This is a genomic window from Inquilinus sp. CA228 (genome assembly GCF_052078665.1).
Taxonomy (GTDB): Bacteria; Pseudomonadota; Alphaproteobacteria; order DSM-16000; family Inquilinaceae; genus Inquilinus.
In genome coordinates this window covers 23,504-40,945 of the sequence record NZ_JBQJIK010000032.1, presented here as the reverse complement: position 1 = coordinate 40,945, position 17,442 = coordinate 23,504, and the positions used below count along the sequence as shown (strand labels likewise).

The 17,442-nt window shown below is 70.3% G+C and carries 14 protein-coding genes and 1 riboswitch; of the genes, 8 read left to right on the top strand and 6 right to left on the bottom strand.

Annotated elements, in window-relative coordinates; all coding sequences use genetic code 11:
• Positions 1 to 251: 251 nt before the first annotated feature.
• The 3 genes from ACTOWL_RS17450 to ACTOWL_RS17440 form a co-directional block, all read right to left on the bottom strand.
• Complete coding sequence (locus tag ACTOWL_RS17450) at positions 252 to 1,286, bottom strand: cupin domain-containing protein (RefSeq protein WP_441322528.1); 1,035 nt, start codon at positions 1,284 to 1,286, stop codon at positions 252 to 254.
• Positions 1,287 to 1,356: 70 nt separating this feature from the next.
• Positions 1,357 to 2,487 (bottom strand): ATP-grasp domain-containing protein, encoded by a 1,131-nt coding sequence (locus ACTOWL_RS17445; protein ID WP_441322527.1) that lies wholly within the window; start codon positions 2,485 to 2,487, stop codon positions 1,357 to 1,359.
• A gap of 14 nt (positions 2,488 to 2,501) precedes the next feature.
• Positions 2,502 to 3,227: a hypothetical protein gene (locus ACTOWL_RS17440; RefSeq protein WP_441322526.1), complete on the bottom strand. Its 726-nt coding sequence runs from the start codon at positions 3,225 to 3,227 to the stop codon at positions 2,502 to 2,504.
• A gap of 157 nt (positions 3,228 to 3,384) precedes the next feature.
• On the opposite strand from ACTOWL_RS17440, the gene ACTOWL_RS17435 reads away from it, so the two are divergent.
• Positions 3,385 to 4,878, top strand: coding sequence for a CoA-acylating methylmalonate-semialdehyde dehydrogenase (locus ACTOWL_RS17435; RefSeq protein ID WP_441322525.1), 1,494 nt, complete (start codon positions 3,385 to 3,387; stop codon positions 4,876 to 4,878).
• 72 nt (positions 4,879 to 4,950) lie between these two features.
• On the opposite strand, the gene ACTOWL_RS17430 is transcribed toward ACTOWL_RS17435, so the two are convergent.
• Positions 4,951 to 5,574: an FMN-dependent NADH-azoreductase gene (locus ACTOWL_RS17430; RefSeq protein ID WP_441322524.1), complete on the bottom strand. Its 624-nt coding sequence runs from the start codon at positions 5,572 to 5,574 to the stop codon at positions 4,951 to 4,953.
• Between the two features lie 123 nt (positions 5,575 to 5,697).
• Here ACTOWL_RS17430 and ACTOWL_RS17425 point away from each other — a divergent pair, with 123 nt between their 5' ends.
• The 5 genes from ACTOWL_RS17425 to ACTOWL_RS17405 all read left to right on the top strand — a co-directional run bounded on the left by ACTOWL_RS17425 (position 5,698) and on the right by ACTOWL_RS17405 (position 11,752).
• Positions 5,698 to 6,714, top strand: coding sequence for a LysR substrate-binding domain-containing protein (locus ACTOWL_RS17425; protein WP_441322523.1), 1,017 nt, complete (start codon positions 5,698 to 5,700; stop codon positions 6,712 to 6,714).
• Positions 6,710 to 6,905, top strand: a riboswitch (cobalamin riboswitch). (Overlaps the previous gene by 5 nt.)
• 102 nt (positions 6,906 to 7,007) lie before the next feature.
• A complete protein-coding gene (locus ACTOWL_RS17420; RefSeq protein WP_441322522.1) occupies positions 7,008 to 8,903 on the top strand; it encodes a TonB-dependent receptor plug domain-containing protein in 1,896 nt (631 codons plus the stop codon).
• A 20-nt stretch (positions 8,904 to 8,923) separates the two neighbouring features.
• Entirely contained in the window at positions 8,924 to 9,739 is an 816-nt protein-coding gene (locus tag ACTOWL_RS17415) for an ABC transporter substrate-binding protein (RefSeq protein WP_441322521.1), read from the top strand.
• Between the two features lie 187 nt (positions 9,740 to 9,926).
• On the top strand, positions 9,927 to 10,823 hold the full coding sequence (locus tag ACTOWL_RS17410; protein ID WP_441322520.1) for an iron chelate uptake ABC transporter family permease subunit: 897 nt from the start codon (positions 9,927 to 9,929) through the stop codon (positions 10,821 to 10,823).
• Positions 10,823 to 11,752 carry a DUF6925 family protein gene (locus ACTOWL_RS17405; protein ID WP_441322519.1) on the top strand — a complete coding sequence of 310 codons (930 nt, stop codon included), beginning with the start codon at positions 10,823 to 10,825 and terminating at the stop codon, positions 11,750 to 11,752. The genes ACTOWL_RS17410 and ACTOWL_RS17405 overlap by 1 nt, the downstream gene beginning before the upstream one ends.
• A 13-nt stretch (positions 11,753 to 11,765) precedes the next feature.
• Here the strand turns inward: ACTOWL_RS17405 and ACTOWL_RS17400 are convergent, their stop codons facing one another.
• Complete coding sequence (locus ACTOWL_RS17400; protein ID WP_441322562.1) at positions 11,766 to 14,099, bottom strand: LPS-assembly protein LptD; 2,334 nt, start codon at positions 14,097 to 14,099, stop codon at positions 11,766 to 11,768.
• A gap of 140 nt (positions 14,100 to 14,239) precedes the next feature.
• On the bottom strand, positions 14,240 to 15,838 hold the full coding sequence (locus ACTOWL_RS17395; protein ID WP_441322518.1) for a DEAD/DEAH box helicase: 1,599 nt from the start codon (positions 15,836 to 15,838) through the stop codon (positions 14,240 to 14,242).
• Positions 15,839 to 16,006: 168 nt separating this feature from the next.
• Between ACTOWL_RS17395 and ACTOWL_RS17390 the strand changes: the two genes are divergently transcribed.
• Complete coding sequence (locus ACTOWL_RS17390) at positions 16,007 to 16,549, top strand: isochorismatase family protein (protein WP_441322517.1); 543 nt, start codon at positions 16,007 to 16,009, stop codon at positions 16,547 to 16,549.
• Entirely contained in the window at positions 16,546 to 17,250 is a 705-nt protein-coding gene (locus tag ACTOWL_RS17385) for an alpha/beta fold hydrolase (protein ID WP_441322516.1), read from the top strand. The genes ACTOWL_RS17390 and ACTOWL_RS17385 overlap by 4 nt, the downstream gene beginning before the upstream one ends.
• The last annotated feature ends 192 nt before the right edge of the window (positions 17,251 to 17,442 follow it).

Below are 17,442 nucleotides of genomic sequence, written 5' to 3'. Positions count from 1 at the left end.
TTTGGACGGGTGCCTGAGACGAACAAACCCTAGGCCGGCACAAATTCGTAACATACATACAAAAATGTATACTTCGTCGTAACGACACTCTGTTGCCCGCGGGCCACAGCCGGGCAACGGCGGCGCAGGCGCATGATGATGTGGGCGGGGGAGGCGTTGGGCGTGCGCGGTCAATCAGACCCGGCAGCCGCCGGGACGTTCAATCGCCGGCAATCAGGTCGCGCCGGTATTTCCTGGCCGGGCGCAGATGGCTAGCCGGCCGTCTCCTCGCCGTCCCAGTACCGCCGCAGCCCCGACATGTCGAAGATGTCGTCCCGCGTGCGCAGGGCGCCGACCGCCATCTTGTTCGAATCCGGGTAGACGCAGACCTCGTTCGGGTTGCGCTCGCCGATCATCAGGGTGCGGCAAGGGCCCGGGCCGCTGTTGATGAAGGAATGGCCGAGCTTGCGGCCGGCGGGGAAGCAGACATAGTCGCCGGCCGTCAGCTCGTGGCGCTCGTCGCCGAGGATCAGCGTCACCTGGCCCTCGAGGACCAGCGCATGCTCCTCCTCCAGCATATGGTAATGGGTCGGGCACAGGCGCTTGCCGGGCGCCGGCGATTCGATCAGCACGCCGACGCGATAGCCCGCCCCGACCGCCGCATGGGTCAGGTGCTTCGAGCGGCCGCCGAACCGGTCGCTGCCGGGCACGCCGTCGTCATGCCAGTCGACCGCGGCTTCGGCGATCGGCGGCTTCGGCACGACCGGAGCCTCGGGCTCCATGGCATCGGCGGGCGGGGCGACGCCCGGCGGCAGGCCGGTGTCCTCGCCGTCCCAATAGCCGCGCGTCGCCGCCAGGTCGAGGATCACGCGCCGTCCCAGGGGCCGCACCAGCACCTTGTTGGTGTCGGTGTAGACGCAGACCTCGTTCGGGTTGCGCTCGCCCACCACGACGTAGCGGCAGACGGAGTCGCCGGTGTTGACCAGGCAGTGCCCGGCCTTCTGCCCGGCCGGGTAGCAGACATAGTCGCCGGCCTTCATCTCATGGGCGTCGGCGCCGAGGCGCGCGGTGACCGTGCCTTCGAGGATGTAGACATGCTCCTCCTCGAAGATGTGATAGTGCGCCGGCGAGCTCTGCTTGCCCGGCCCCAGGTCCTCGATGGCGACGCCGACATGGTAGTCGCCGCCGACCGCGGCCCGGGTCAGGTGCCGGTAGCGCGTGACGAAGCGCGGGATGTCGGACCAGTCCTCCCACGGGACGTCGTTCGACGAGATCGGCCCGGCCGGTGCGTCGGTTTCGCTCGACATGCGTGTGCCCCCCTTTGCGATCAGGCCGCCGGATCTTGGACCAGAAGCGGCGGCGGTCAATGCCGGCGCCTCACGGCTCCGCCGGCCGACGATGCGCCAGGGCCAGGGAGCGGGCGAGGGCGGCGCCGAGCGACAGGCCGTGGGCGTCGCGCAAATAGGTCTGGAAGTCGTAGATCGTCACCGCCGGGCAGGTCTCGAACTCCAGGATGTGGACACTGCCATCCTCGCCGGCGCGGAGGTCGACCGAGAAGTAGTCGCGCAGGCCGAAGAGTTCGGCCAGGCGGGGCACCAGGGCTTCCGCCGCCGCGACGATCCGGGCCGCCGCCGGGCCGGCCTCGACGCGCAGATCGGACAGCTGCGGGATGAAGGCACGCTCTCGGCCCTCGCCGAAGCCGCTCCGGCCGCCCTCGGTGTCGCGGCTGCCCGACAGGCTGGCATTGTCGCGCATGGTCATGAAGGCCCCGCCGGTCTCGCTGCCCGGATCCTTGCCCAGCCGGGCGATGCCCAGGGACGCGGCCAGCGGCCGGCCGACATCCATGAAACTGATCCGGATGTCGTGGCCCGGCAGGAAGGGCTGGATCACGGCCCGGTCGCGATAGCGGTCCCATAGCCGCGCCGCGACCTCCAGGGCCGCCGCCGCGTCCGCCGTCCTCGAATCGGCGAAGATGCCGATCTTGGCGCCGAGCGTGTTCGGCTTGACGAAGAACGGCCCCGGCCCGTCCAGCACCGCGGCGCCGGCGATCACCCGCCGGCCCTCGGCCAGGGCAGTCGGCGGCACCGGCAGGCCGGCCGCCGCGGCCAGGGCGGTGCATTTGAACTTGTCCTGGCACAGGTGCTGGGCCTGAGGCGGGCTGCCATAGCTGCCGATCCCGGCCAGCCGCGCCAGGGCGCTGACGGCGCTGCCGCGGTAATAGGCGATGCCGTCGGTCTGGCACCACAGGATGGTGTCGTCGCGCCGGGCGACGAGGTCGGGCAGGGCGCCGATCAGCCCGTCGAGCTCGACGAATTCGGCCTCCAGCCCGGCCTCGGCGAGCGTCGCCGCAAGCTCCGGCCGGATCGCGGCCAGATCCGTCGCCTGGGCCAGGTAGCAGGCGATTTCCGCCGCCGCGGCGGGATCGAAGCCGGCCGCCTCCAGCCGTGCCCGGCACGCCGCTTCGGGTTCGTACGTGATGACCACGCGGCGGAGCGGGGAGGGCGGCATCGGCGGCTCCTGGATCAGGGGAAGGCGCAGACCTCGTTGGTGACGCGGACGAAGCTGCGCTCGCCCTCGACCAGGCTGAAGCGGTACTCCTTGTCGCCGACCACGATGGTCTGGAACAGCGGCAGCACGCCGGTGGCGGTGGCCTGCTTGCCGTCGATGCCGCGGAAGGTGACGGTCACGGACTTGGCCGGGTCGAACCACGCTTGCGCCTTGTTGTTGTCGTCCAGCGCGCTCTCGCCGCGGCCGGTCACGGCGATGGTGTTGTTGGCGAAGGCAACCGAGCTGTTCGAGCCGGTGGCGTTCTGGGTCGGCAGGATGAAGCGCTTGCTCTCGCCCGGCTTGCAGTCGCGCGGCGCCGAGGCCTGGTCGATGTAGAAGGCCAGGCGCTGCGGGTCGAGCCCGGTCTGCAGCCGCTGCGCCACCTTGTCGGCCAGCTCGCGATAGGTGCCGGTCGGCACCTCGCGCTCGAATCGGGCCATCAGCTCGCGGTACTGGATCTGCGCCGTCTGCGCCGCCGCCTGCAGCCGCACCCGGTCCTGCTCCAGCCCGGTCTTGTCCTGAGACAGCGTGCCGACCTGGGCCTGCAGCGTCGCGATCTGACCGCGCGTCCGCTCGACCCCGATCTGATAGGCGAAGGCCGCCACCACCACCAGCACGGTGATCGAGAAGAACACGCGGATGATCGCGCCCCAGACGCGCCGCCGGTAGCGACTCTCCGGATCGTAAAGACCGAGACCCATGAACCCCATCCAAATCCTTTGCCGGCGGGCGCCGCCGCCGTAGCATGGCCGACAGTTACGACAGCGGGCCCCCGGCCGCCAAGCCCGTCGCGACGGGCGCGGCAAATCGGGCGGCTGTCCGACCTGTCGGCAAGAGAGAATTCTGGAGGAGCGCAGCGTGGGTTCGATCCATCACTTCATCGACGGCAAGGCCGCGCCCGGCCGCAGCGGCCGGGCCGGGGATGTGTGCAACCCGGCAACCGGCGAGGTCTCGGGCCGCGTCGACTTCGCCTCGGCCGAGGAGGCCGGCGCCGCCATCGACTCCGCCCGCAAGGCGCTGCCCGGCTGGGCGGCGACGCCGACGGTGATCCGCGCCCGCGTGATGTTCCGCTTCAAGCAGCTGATCGAGGAGAACATCGAGGAACTGGCGCAAATCGTCACCGCCGAGCACGGCAAGGTGCTGTCCGACGCCAAGGGGTCGATCCAGCGCGGCCTCGAGGTGGTCGAGTTCGCCTGCGGCATCCCGCATCTGCTGAAGGGCGAGTTCAGCGAGAATGTCGGGCGCGAGATCGACAGCTTCTCGATCCGCCAGCCGGTCGGCGTCTGCGCCGGCATCACGCCGTTCAACTTCCCGGTGATGGTGCCGCTGTGGATGTTCTCGGTCGCCATCGCCTGCGGCAACACCTTCGTGCTGAAGCCGTCGGAGAAGGACCCGTCCGCCGCCAACTGGCTGGCCGCCAAGCTGCTCGAGGCCGGCGCCCCTCCGGGCGTGCTGAACGTGGTGCATGGCGACAAGGTCGCGGTCGACACGCTCTTGACCCATCCGGGCGTGGCGGCGGTCAGCTTCGTCGGCTCGACCGCGATCGGCGAGTACATCTATGCGACCGCGGCGGCGCATGGGAAGCGGGTGCAGGCGCTGTGCGGCGCCAAGAACCACATGGTGGTGATGCCGGACGCCGACCTCGACAAGGCGGTCGACGCGCTGATGGGCGCGGGCTACGGCTCGGCCGGCGAGCGCTGCATGGCGATCTCGGTGGCGGTGGCGGTCGGCGATGTCGGCGACAGGCTGATCGCCAAGCTGGAGCCGAAGGTGCGGGCGCTGAAGGTGGCGCCGGGCACCGACCCCGAGGCCGAGATGGGGCCGCTGGTGACGAAGCAGCACTACGACAAGGTGCGCGGCTATGTCGACATCGGCGTCCAGGAGGGCGCCAGGCTGGTGGTCGACGGCCGCGGCCTGAGGCTGCAGGGCTATGAGAACGGCTATTTCGTCGGCGGCTGCCTGTTCGACCAGGTGCAGCCGGAAATGCGGATCTACCGGGAGGAGATCTTCGGGCCCGTGCTGTCGGTGGTGCGGACGCCGGATTTCGCCACCGCGCTGGACCTCGTGAACAAGCACGAATACGGCAACGGCACCGCGATCTTCACCCGCGACGGCGACGCGGCACGGACCTTCGTCAGCAACTGCAATGTCGGCATGGTCGGCGTCAACGTGCCGATCCCGGTGCCGATGGCGTTCCACAGCTTCGGCGGCTGGAAGCGCTCGGCCTTCGGTGATCTCGGCATGTACGGGCCGGACGGGGTGCGCTTCTACACCAAGCTGAAGACGGTGACCGAGCGCTGGCCGACCGGCATCAAGGGCGGGGCGGAGTTCACCATGCCGGTGATGCGCTGACCCTTCGGTCCGGGACTTGAGAACGACGAGGCGGGCGAAAGCCCGCCTCGTTGCGTTTCGGACGGTGGCGGCTCAGGCCGCCACGGCCAGGCCCAGGGTGGCCTTGGCCTGCTGGTGCGCCTCGGCGACGGCGCGATCGCGGTGCTCCGGCCCGTATCCCAGCCCTTCGGCGCGCACGAACTCGATGTCGGTGACGCCGATGAAGCCGAGCACGGAGCGCAGATAGGCCTCCTGGTGATCCAGGGCCTCGAGACCGGCGGTGTAGATGCCGCCGCGCGTGGAGACGACGATCACCTTGCGCCCGCCGGCCAGGCCGACCGGGCCGGTCTCGCTGTAGCGGAAGGTCCGCCCTGCCTGGGCCAGCCGGTCGATCCAGGCCTTCAGCTGGGTCGGCACCGAGAAGTTGTACATCGGCGCGCCGATCACCACCACGTCGGCCGACAGGAACTCCTCGACGACGCTGTCGATCAGCGCGCGCTCCTGCGCTTGGACCGGCGTCAGCTCGGCATCCTTGCCGAACTTGATCACGGCCAGACGCTCGGCGGTCAGATGCTCGGGCGCGTCGGCGACGAGGTCGCGATACGCCAGCTCGGCCTGCGGGTGGCGGGCGCGCCAGGCGTCGACGGTCGCCTTGGTCAGCTGGCGCGACACCGAGGCGTCGCCAAGCGGGCTGGAATCGATCTGCAGGATCTTCATGGACCCCTCCGTGGGTGTAAATGACATCGGCATTGCATTTACGGATGGAGGCAATCCACCTGTAGACTGGAATTTCGCGATGGATCGTTCTATCTGTGAGACAATAAACTGCGGGTGACGGCCATGCTCGACCTCAACGACCTCCGCCTCTTCGCCAAGGTGGCGCAACTGGGCGGCTTCACCGCCGCCGGCCGGGCCCTCGGCCTGCCCAAGTCGCGGCTCAGCCGCCGCATCGCGGCGCTGGAGGAGGGGCTCGGCGTCCGGCTGCTGCAGCGCTCCACCCGCCGGCTGTCGCTGACCGATGTCGGCGAGACCTTCCTGCGCCATTGCGAGACCATGCTGGCCGAGGCCGAGGCGGCGGAGCAGGCGGTGGCCCAGGCGCGGTCGGAGCCGAGCGGGCTGATCCGCGTCACCTGCCCGCACATCCTGGCGCAGACCATGGTCGCGCCGCTGATCAACAGCTTCCTGGCCGCCCATCCGGCGGTGCGCATCGCCATGGAGCTGACCGGCCGCCGCGTCGACGTGATCGACGAGCGGGTCGACCTGGCCTTCCGGGTGCGCAAGCCGCCGACCGAGCCCTCCGATGTCGTCGTCCGGGTGCTGGCCCAGACCCGCGGCGTGGTGGTGGCGGCGCCGACGCTGCTCGACCGGATCGGCCGCCCCACGGAGCCGGTCGATCTGATCCGCCTCGGCACGCTCGACCTGCACCATGCCGACGGTCGCCATGTCTGGACCCTGGTCGACGCGGCAGGCGCGCCGCAATCGGTGCCGCATGTGCCGCGGCTGGCCAGCGACGACATGTTCACCCTGCGTCAGGCCGCGATCGACGGGCTCGGCGCCGCGCTGCTGCCGGACTATATCTGCCGGCCGGCGATCGAGGCCGGGCTGCTGGAGCATGTGCTGTTCGACTGGCGCGTGCCGGAGGGCGAGGTGCAGGCGGTGTTCGCCTCGCGCCGCGGCCTGGTGCCGGCGGTGCGGGCCCTGGTCGACCATGTCGTGCGCTGGGTGCCGCGGATGGTGGCGATCTGCGACAGCGAGCTGCGCGAGGAGGACCGGCTGCCGCCCTATGCCGATTCCGGCGCCAACGCCGCCGCGCTCGGCCTCGATGCGCTGTTGACGGCGCGGCCGGCCGCCCACTAGCTTCGCTGCGACGGTTCCTTCGGGATCAAAAGGGAACGCGGTGCGGGCTTCGGCCCAACGCCGCGGCTGCCCCCGCAACTGTGAGCGGCGAGTCATCCGTCAACATGCCACTGGGGGTTTCGGGCCCCGGGAAGGCGACGGAAGGGCGACGACCCGCAAGCCAGGAGACCTGCCGTCAGTCGTGGTCACGCGCGAGCACGCCGGGCGGGGTGTCCTGGTGGTTGCCGAACCGGCGCAGGCCGGGGAGACAGCGTTCGCGGTGACGTGCCACAAGCGTGTCCCCCGAGGTCTCCATGTCCGTTCCGTCCCGCTACATCCTGGTCCTGCTCGCGGCCGGCGTCTCCATGCCCGCGGAGGGCCAGGAGGCCGAGCCCGGCCTGACGCTCCCGCCGATCGTGGTCACCGCCAACCGCACGCCGACCCCGGCGGACCAGGTCGGCAGCGCCGTTACCGTGATCACCCGGCAGGAGTTGGAGGACCGGCAGATCCACCAGCTTTCCGACGTGCTGCGCGAGGTGCCGGGCGTCGCCGTCAACCGCACCGGCCCGCTCGGCGGGCTGACCCAGCTGCGCATCCGCGGCTCGGAAGGCAACCAGACGCTCGTGCTGATCGACGGCATCGAGGTCAACGACCCCTCGGCGGGGTCGGAGTTCGACTTCGCCCATCTGATGGCCGACGACATCGAGCGGATCGAGGTGCTGCGCGGACCGCAGAGTGCCCTCTATGGGTCGGACGCGATCGGCGGCGTGGTCAACATCGTCACCCGGCGCGGCGAGGGACCGGTGGGCAGCACCGCCTCGGTCGAGGGCGGCGGCTACGGCACGTTGCGCGGAAACGCCTCGGTCAGCGGCGGCAATGACGACCTCGACTATCTGATCGGCACCGCCGGCCTGCGCACCGACGGCGCGTCGTCCGCCCGCCATGGCAGCGAGGCCGACGGGTACCGCAACGGCACGATCTACACCAAGATCGGGCTGCACCCGAACGAGCTGGTCGATATCGACGTGGTCGGCCGCTACACCCGCTTCCGCACCGATCTCGACGGCTTCGCCGGGGGCGTCGGCGCCATCGACAGCAAGGACGACGTCGACGGCTCGACCTTCCTCGGCCGCATCCAGGGCAAGCTCAAGCTGCTCGACGGCCGGTGGGAGCACATCGTCGGCCTGTCCTACACCGACGACAGCCGCGACTATCGCGACGGCGACGACGTCATCACCAGCAGCTATCGCGGCAAGACCACAAGGGTCGACTACCAGACCAACCTGACGCTGGACAGCGAGGCATTGCTGCCGGCCGAGCACCGCCTGACCTTCGCCGTCGACCATGAGGAGCAGCAGGCCGACAGCAGCAGCGGCTTCGCCGATTTCAGCCGCCGGATCGGCGCCACCGGGCTGGTCGGGCAGTATCAGCTCGGCCTGCTCGACAGCCTGTTCCTGACCGGCAGCGTGCGGCACGACCTGAACGACCTGTTCAACGACACCACCACCTACCGCCTGACCGCCGCTTACCGGATCGAGGCCACGGGCACCAAGCTGCGCGCCTCCACCGGCACCGGGGTGAAGAACCCGACGCTGTTCGAGCTGTACGGCTTCACCAACACCTATCGCGGCAATCCCGACCTGAAGCCGGAGCATGCGGAGGGCTGGGACGCCGGCTTCGACCAGGAGATCTGGGGCGACCGGGTGGTGCTGGACGCGACCTGGTTCGAGCAGCGGATCAGCGACCTGATCGTCGGCAACGGGCAGAGCTCGGCCAACCTGCCGGGCACGGCCACGGCGCGCGGGGTGGAGCTGGGTCTGTCGGTGACGCCGGTCGACGACCTGACCATCCGCGCCGCCTACACCTACACCGACGCGGAGGACGCGACCGGGGCGGATCTGGTGCGCCGGCCGCGCAACATCGCCAGCCTCAACGTCAACTACCGGTTCCTGGAGGGTGCTGCGAACGTCAATCTCGGCGTCGACTACAACGGCCGGCAGAAGGACCTGGCCTTCGACGAGGTGTTCAATTCCTCGCCGGTGACGCTGGACGGCTATACGCTGGTGAACCTGGCGGCGTCGTACCAGATGAGCGACAGGGTGCAGGTCTATGGCCGGATCGACAACCTGCTGGACGAGGATTATGAGGAGGTCTGGACCTACGGCTCGCTGCGGCGGGCCGGCTATCTCGGCATGAAGGTCAGCTTCTGATCGCGATGCGCCGCCCTGCCGTGCTCCCGCTGCTCCTGGCCCTCGGCCTCGCGGCCTCGCCCGCCCTGGCCCGGCCGCATCGGATCGTCTCGCTCAACCTCTGTGCCGATGCGCTGGTGCTGCGCCTGGCCGACCGCGCCGATGTGCGGTCGGTGACCTGGCTGGCGCGCGACCCGGAGAATTCGGTGGTGGCGGCCGAGGCGGCCTCGATGCCGGTCAATCACGGGATGGCGGAGGAGGTCGCGGCGCTGCAGCCGGACCTGGTCGTGGTCGGGGCCTTCACCACCCGCAGCACGGTGGCGCTGCTGCGCCGCCTGGGCATGCCGATCCTGGAGCTGGGCGTGCCGCAGGACCTGGACGGCGTCCGCGCCCAGATCCGTCAGGTGGCGGCGGCCCTGGGCCAGCCGGAGCGTGGCGAGCAGATGATCGCGGCGATGGACGGCCGGCTGGCGGCCATCCGCAGCCCGGCCTCGCCGCCGCTGGCGGTGGTGCTGCGCCCGAACGGCTTCACCGCCGGCCGTGGCTCGCTGGTCGACGAGATCCTGCGCCGGGCCGGCGTCCGCAACCTCGCCGCCGAGCAGGGGCTGGAGAATTACGGCGAGATCCCGCTGGAGAGCGTGGCGCTGGCCGGGGTGCGGCTCTTGATCCTGAACCAGCCGGAGAACCGGGCGCCGTCGCTGGGCGAGGCGATGCTGGACCATCCGATCCTGGCCGCGCTGCCGGATCTGCGCCTGGTCCGGGTGCCGGCGCGGCTGTGGACCTGCGGCGGCCCGGAGGTGGCCGACGCCGCCGCCCTGATCGCCGCCGCCGCGCGGCAGGCGGAGGAGGGGCGGTGAAAGAACAATCAAGGCCATTTGCGTTGCCTCTCCCGCTTGCGGGAGAGGTCGGAGACGCGTCAGCGGCTCCGGGTGAGGGCCCTTTGTCGAGGCTCGGGCCAGCCCTCACCCGGTCGTCCTGCGGACGCCCGACCTCTCCCGCCAGGCGGGAGAGGCGACGCGCTCCTTCTTGCCCCTGTGGTTCATCATGACCGCCGGAACCGACACCACGCCCCGCCAGGTCTTGGCTCCGTCCTATCCAGTCCTGGTCACCGGTCTCGCCATGGCCTCTGTGGCCTGCCTGGCCGGGTCGATCGCCACCGGCTATGCACCGCTCGACCTCGCCTCCGCGGCCGGCGACCTGCTGGCCGGGCGGCAGAGCCAGCCGGCGCTGGTGCTGCTGGAGCTGCGGCTGCCGCGGGCGCTGCTGGGCCTGCTGGTCGGGTTCAGCCTTGGCCTCGGCGGCGCCGCGATGCAGGGGCTGCTGCGCAACCCGCTGGCCGAGCCCGGGGTGATCGGCGTCTCGGCCGCGGCGGCGCTGGGCGCCGTGCTGGTGTTCTACACCGGCCTCGCCGGCAGCTTCGCGCTGGCCCTGCCGCTGGGCTGCATCGCCGGGGCGGTGCTGGCGACGCTGATGCTGCTGGCCCTGGCCCGGCGCGGCGCCGGGACCATGACCGGGATCCTGGCCGGCGTCGCCATCAGCAGCGCCGCCGGCGCCCTGACCGCGCTGGCGCTGAACCTGTCGCCGAACCCCTATGCGGCGCTGGAGATCGTGTTCTGGCTGATGGGGTCGCTGGCCGACCGCAGCCTGGAGCATGTCTGGCTGGTGCTGCCGCCGATGGCGGTCGGCTGGGCCCTGATCCTGGCCGGCGCCGGGGTGCTGGTGGTGCTGCACGACCTGGCGTTGGCCGGTCGGTTCTGCGACCGGCTGGTGCTGCTGCGGGGCGGCAGGATCCTGGCCAATGGTTTGCCCGCCGCGGTGCTGACCGACGACCACCTCCGCCGCGCCTATGGCGTGGAGGTGCAGCGCGGCGTGCGCGACGGGGTCGGCTATGTCCTGCCCTGGTCGCGCATCGCGGCGCCAGAGCAGGGGGAGGGGCGATGATGACGGAGGCGGTGCGGCGGCTGATCCTGGACCAGGCCGAGGAGCCGGAGACGGGGTGGAGCCTGGGCGGCTTCGGCGCCATCGCCGAGTTCATGCGCACGCCGGAGGAGCCGGCGTCGGTCGTCGCCGACGAGGCCGGCGTCGCCGTGGTCACCGGCCTCGGCGCGATGCGGATCGACTGGATCGCCGGTCTGCGGCCGGTGGCCTATGAGACCGCGACCGGGCAGGGCGACCGCTGGAGCCACGCCGTGGCGCTGTGCCTGGAGGCGGAAGCAGCCGCGATGAGCCGGCGCACCGTCGTTGCCGAGCTCGGCCCCGACCGCGCGGCGCTGCGGCCGCAGGACCGCGACGCCGTGCTGTTCGACCTCGGCCTCGGCGTGGCCCAGGCCGATATCTGCGTCCGCACCGCCGACCCGGCGCTGCTGGTCCAGCTGCGCGCCGGAGCCGGCCGGTCGCTGTTCGAGCCCGGCAACCCGCTGATGGGCGCGGTGATCCATGCCGGCCCGCACCGCGTGTTCCTGGGGCGGCCGGGGCGGATCGAGGTGTACCAGCCGGTGCCGCCGGCCGACGGCAAGAGCCCGGAGGGGCCGCACACCCATGTCCTGCCGAAGCTGCTGGCCAGCGGCCGGACCCATGCGGTGACGGCGCCGATCCCGGCCGGCTGGGTGCCCTGCGCCCATCTGTTCCCGCCGCATCCGGCGCGCGACGCGCTGGGGCGGCGGCAGCCGTTCCAGGCGGCGAGGCACCGGGGCTTCCAGGCGCTGTGGCGGGCCTTCGGCGACCCGCGGGCCGTGGCGCTGAAGGACGAGGTGCTGGCCACGATCGGCGAGGGGCGGGAGCTGCCGCCGCTGGCCAGCCGGGCCGACCGTGCCGTCGCCAGGGTAGCGCGCTGCCAGGCCCGGACGTTGGCGGCGGCCGGGCCGGGCTAGTCGGACCGGCGGGTCAGCTGCCCGCGGCGCGGCTCTCCTCGCTGCTCAGCTTCACCGGCACCTCGCCGAGATTCTTCAGGTTCAGCGTCAGGAAGACGGAGTAGCCTTCCTTCTGGTCCTCGGCGGTGGTGAAGCGGCGCTGTACCGTGACGCCGAAGGTGAAGCACTCGTCCTGGTACTGCGCGCCGACGTTGTAGGTGAACGGCCGCATGTTCTGGATATCGTAGGTCATCCCGGTCGACAGCGACCAGTAGTCCGAGACCTTGGCGGTGCCGCCGGTGCCGAGCTGCTGCTGGTTGAAGATGTTGCCGTCGTCGTCCGGGCCCTTGTCGTCGAGCAGGCTGTAGTTGACGTGCAGGTTCAGCCACTCCGTGGGGGTGGTGGTGGCCTGGATGAATTGCCGGCGGCTGTAGAAATTGTCCTTGTCCAGCCGGAACCGCCAGTCGAGGTTCAGATACGGCCCCGGATGGAAGGTCGCGCGGCCGACATAGTCCGAGACCTTGTCGCGCAGGCCGGAGCTCTCCGGGAAGTCGTCGTCCTCCTCGAACCGGTAGCTCTGGCCCAGGAAGAAGGTGGCGGAGGCGCCGTCCGGCGCGTAGAGGCCGTAGCGGAAGCCGTAGGAGACGTGCTGGCCGCCCTCGACCCGGTCGAGGCCGGGGAAGCGGTTCTCGCTGAACAGGTTGATCTCGTCGAACTCGATGTCGGCGCTGTCGTTGTTCGGGATCTTGTTGCCGTTGCTGATCTCCGGCGCGACGCTGAAGCTGACGATCGGCTCCAGCATCTGCTGGTAGGTGCCGATCTGGCCGACGAAGGGGTAGCGCGCGGTCAGCGTGGCGACCGGGAACAGCCGGGCGGCGCTGGCGTCGCGGGTCAGCACCTCGTCGGGCCCGCCATCCACCACCTTGGTCCCGTCCGGCATGTCGCTCGACTGGTACAGGTCGCCGCGCAGATAGGTGCGCGCGTTCAGCACGATGCCGCTGTCGGTGTAGAAGTCGCGCTGCCAGCCGACCTGGCTGGACAGGCGGCGGGTGTCGACGCCGCGGGTGGGATCGCTGGTCACCGGGTCGTAGTCGCGCAGCAGGCTGATGGCGCTGGCGTTGACGAACCACTGGCCGCCGAAGACGGTGTTCGGCTCGCTGACGTAGTTGCCCTGGGCCCAGGGCAGGATGGTGGGCGAGAAGCCCTTGTTGCCGATCCCGGTGCCGGGGGTGCGCAGGTCCTGCCAGTCCAGCGCCTCGACCGAGATGTAGCTGAGGCCGTAGAAGCCCTCGGCATAGGCGCGGCTCTGCAGCACGTCGGAGCCGGAGATGTTGAAGTTGTCGAGATAGGTCCGGTCCGAGGTGCGCTGGACATTCACCCCGAAGCGCCAGTTCTGGTCGAAGTCGTAGGCGGCGGTGCCGAAGAAGTGCCAGCGCACCTGCTGCGAGCGGAAGTCCAGGTTGCTGCCGTTGAAGCCTGAATTGTCGTTCAGGATCTTGTCGTAGCCGCTCTGGTTGATGCTGCCGTCGAGGGTGACGAGGCCTTTGTCGAAGCGCTTGCGATACTCGCCGCTGAACAGCGTGCCGGCATCCCGCGTGATCATGGTGCCGAGCGTGGCGTCCTGGTCCGGCGAGATGTCGAAATAGTATTGCAGCCCGAAGAACGGCCCGACATCGGAGGTCGAGCCGAAGGTCGGGAACAGGAAGCCCTGGCGCCGGTCGACCGAAGGGTCGGGCATCGAGAAGTAGGGCGTGTAGAACAGCGGCACGCCGAACAGGTCGATGAAGGCGTCGTGGTAGATGATGTCCTTCGCCACCGCGTCGTTGGTGACCCGCACGGCGCGGATCTGCCACAGCGGCGGCTGCGTCGGATCGTCCTTGCACAGGTTGCAGGGCGAATAGACGGCGCGGTCGATGGTGGTGACCTCGCCGCGCTCGCGCACCGCGCTGTTGCCGACCATGCGCGAGTTGTCGGACAGGATCAGCGACACCTGCTGGATGAAGCCGTCCTTCAGGTCGTCGGTCAGCTCGGCATACTCGCCGAACATCACCTCGCCGCCCGGCTGCACCATGGTGACGTGGCCGCTGGCGGCGACCACCTGGGTCTTCTGGTTGTAGGTGACCTGGTCGGCCCGCAGGATCTGGTGATTCTGGTGAATCTCGACCTTGCCGCGGGCGGTGACGAGACCGAGGGTCTGGTCGTAGATCAGCTCATCGGCGCTGATCACCGGGGGCTGCTGCTGCCCGGCCGGCTGCGAGGGTTGCTCCGCGGCCGGTGCGGCTGGCGGCGTCTGCTGCTCCGCGGCCGGTGTGGCCGGCTGCGGCTGCTGGCCCTGCTCCTGGGCCGAGGCGCCGATCGACGTGAGCATAGCGGTCACGGAAACGGCGCCGAGAAAGATCGATAACCGATTGATTCGCTTCACTGCCGCTTCCATGCTCCGACGCGAGCTGTCGCCCCTTGTGCCGAAAGCGAAGGGGCGAAGTCAACGCCGGTCACGGCGGTGCGAACCTAGGCGGCGGTTTCGGTGACCTCCGCCGCGCTGCGCTTGCGCTGCGGCACGGGGCGAAGCAGGAAGGCCGGGACGTGGTCGCCGAGGCCGAGCACCGGCGTGTCGTCGCGATCCTCACGCGGCGAATGGCGCCGATCGCGGCCCCGATCCTCGCTGCGATCGTCGCGGCGCGGGCGGTCCGGCACCGGCCGCGGACGGTCTTCGCCGCGGTGGGATGCGACCGGAGCGGGCTCCGCCTGGCGCGGCTCGTCGCGACGGGAGTCGGCCTGATGGGGGGCGGCGGGGCGGGGCCTGCCACGGCGCGGCCGGTCCTCGACCGGAGCGCGGACCTCCTCGGCGACAGCCTGGGGCTCTTCCGTGCGGCGCGGTTCGGGCGCCGAGTCGCGGATCCTGCGCTTGGGTGCGTCGGGGCGCTCGCCGCGCCGGCGGGCCCTGCCGCGCTGCTTGATCTCGTCCTCGGACAGGAAGCCTTCCAGACCGATCTCGGGCAGCACCAGCACCGGGATCTGCTTCTTGATCAGGCTTTCGATCGCCTTGACGAAGCGCCCTTCCTCGGGTGCCGCGATCGAATAGGCCTTGCCGGTCTTGCCGGCCCGGCCGGTACGGCCGACGCGGTGGACATAGTCGTCGGCATGGATCGGCACGTCGAAGTTGAAGACATGGCCGATGTCGCTGACATCGAGGCCGCGGGCCGCGACATCGCTGCACACCAGCGTGGTGATCTCGCCGCGCCGGAACCGGTCCAGCGTCTCGTTGCGCATCGACTGGACCAGGTCGCCATGCATCTGCGCGGCGTTGAAGCCGTGGCTCTGCAGCGACTTGAACACCACCGAGACATCGCGCTTGCGGTTGCAGAACACGAAGGCACTCTTGACGTCCTCCGCCCGCAGCAGATGACGCAGCGCCTTGCGCTTGTCCTCGGCCTCGACGATGACGATGTGCTGCTCCAGCAACTCGCCGGTGGTCGCCGGCGGCGCCACCGAGATCTGCTTCGGGTTGCTGAGGAAGGCCTCCGACAGGCGCCGGATCTCCGGCGGCATGGTGGCGGAGAAGAACAGGGTCTGCCGCAGCGGCGGCAGCAGGCCGACGATGCGCTCGATGTCCGGGATGAAGCCCATGTCGAGCATGCGGTCGGCCTCGTCGATCACCAGGATCTTGACGTCGGCCAGCAGAACCTTGCCGCGCTCGAACAGGTCGAGCATGCGGCCGGGCGTGGCGATCAGCACGTCGACGCCGCGGTCCAGCTTCTTGATCTGATCCTCGAAGCTCTCGCCGCCGATCAGGAGGGCGTAGGACAGCTTCTCATACTTGCCGTACAGCTCGAAATTCTCGGCCACCTGGGCGGCCAGCTCGCGAGTCGGCTCCAGGATCAGCGAGCGCGGCATGCGTGCCCTGGCCCGGCCGGAGGCGAGGATCTCCAGCATCGGCAGGGTGAAGCCGGCGGTCTTGCCGGTGCCGGTCTGCGCGATGCCGAGGACGTCGCGGCCCATCAACACGTAAGGTATGGCCTGGGCCTGGATCGGGGTCGGCGTGGTGTAGCCGACATCGTCCACGGCGCGCAGGATTTCGGGCTTCAGCCCAAGATCCGAAAAGAGCATCGTACAGGAATCTTTACTAATGGGGGCGCGCCGAGCGGCCCGCCGCAGGCCCTTTAAATGGGAAAACACCGCGTCAAGTCAATTGAAACTATCGAGACATGCGGGCATGGCTCACCCTAGCGCGGTGCGAGTCATGCCGCCGTGACGATGAATGGGAAGAGGTGACGAATGCTGCTCGATCGGAACGACAGCGTCCTGCTGGTGGTCGATATGCAGGAGAAGCTGGTGCCGGCGATGCATGATTTCGCGGCGGCGCGGAAGGGGATCGAGACGCTGGTCCGCAGCGCCGTGGCGCTCGACGTGCCGGTGCTGTTCGCCGAGCAGTATCCGAAGGGGCTGGGCCCGACGCTGCCGGATCTCGTGGCGCTGGCGCCCGACGCGCCGGTGGTGCCGAAGGTCCGGTTCTCCGCGGTCGGCGAGCCGGCGCTGCTCGACCATCTCGAAGGCATCGGCCGCCGCACCATCGTGATCTGCGGGCTGGAGAGCCATGTCTGCGTGCTGCAGACCGCCTTCGACCTGCACGATGCCGGCTTCCGGCCGGTGGTCGCGATCGATGCCACCACGGCGCGGGCGCCGCGCAGCACGGCGGTGTCGGAGCTGCGGCTGGTGCAGGGCGGCATCGAGATCGTGACCGCCGAGATGGTCTGCTTCGAATGGCTGGGCGAGGCCGCGACCGACGAGTTCCGCACCGTCAGCGCCTTCCTGCGGTGACCCTGCCGGTCCTGTTCCTGCCCGGCCTGTTGTGCGACGCCGACCTGTGGACGGCGCAACTGAACGCCTTTTCGGCCCAGCGGCCGGTGGCGGTGGCCAGCCTCGCCGGGGCCGACTCGGTGGCCGGGCTGGCCGAGGCCGCTTTGGCCGCGGCGCCGCCGCGCTTCGCCCTGGCCGGGCTGTCGATGGGCGGCTATGTCGCGCTCGAGATCATGCGCCGGGCGCCCGAGCGGGTGGCCGGCCTGGTGCTGATCGACACCTCGGCCCGGTCGGACACCGACGAGCAGAGTCGCCGCCGGCGCGGCCTGCTCGCGTTGGCCCGGACCGGCAAGTTCAAGGGCGTGACGCCACGGTTGCTGCCGCTGCTGCTGCATCCCGCCCGGCTCGAGGATCCGGTGCTGACCGGGCGGGTGATGGCGATGGCCGCGCGGATCGGCCGCGACGCCTTCCTGCGGCAGCAGACCGCGATCCTGGGGCGGCCTGACAGCCGGCCGGACCTGCCGCGCATCGGCTGCCCGACCGTGGTGGTCTGCGGCCGCCAGGACGAGCTGACGCCGCTGCCGGTGTCGCAGGAGATGGCCGGGCTGATCCCCGGCGCCGAACTCGTCGTGGTCGAGGACAGCGGTCATCTCTCGACCATGGAGCAGCCGGAAGCGGTCAACGTGGCGCTGGCGGCCTGGCTCGGGCGTCTCGCGGATTAGAGCGGACTGAAGTGAGGTCGGGCCAGTGCATCCAGGCGGGGGCCGATGTCGAGCGTCTTTGGCGCTGGCGGGTTGGGGCGGGTCCCGGCCTCGACAAAGGGCCCTTACCCGGAGGCGCAAGCACCTCCGACCTCTCCCGCAGGGCGGGAGAGGCAAAGGAACCGGATCTCGTAGGTTGGGTTCGCGGCAGCG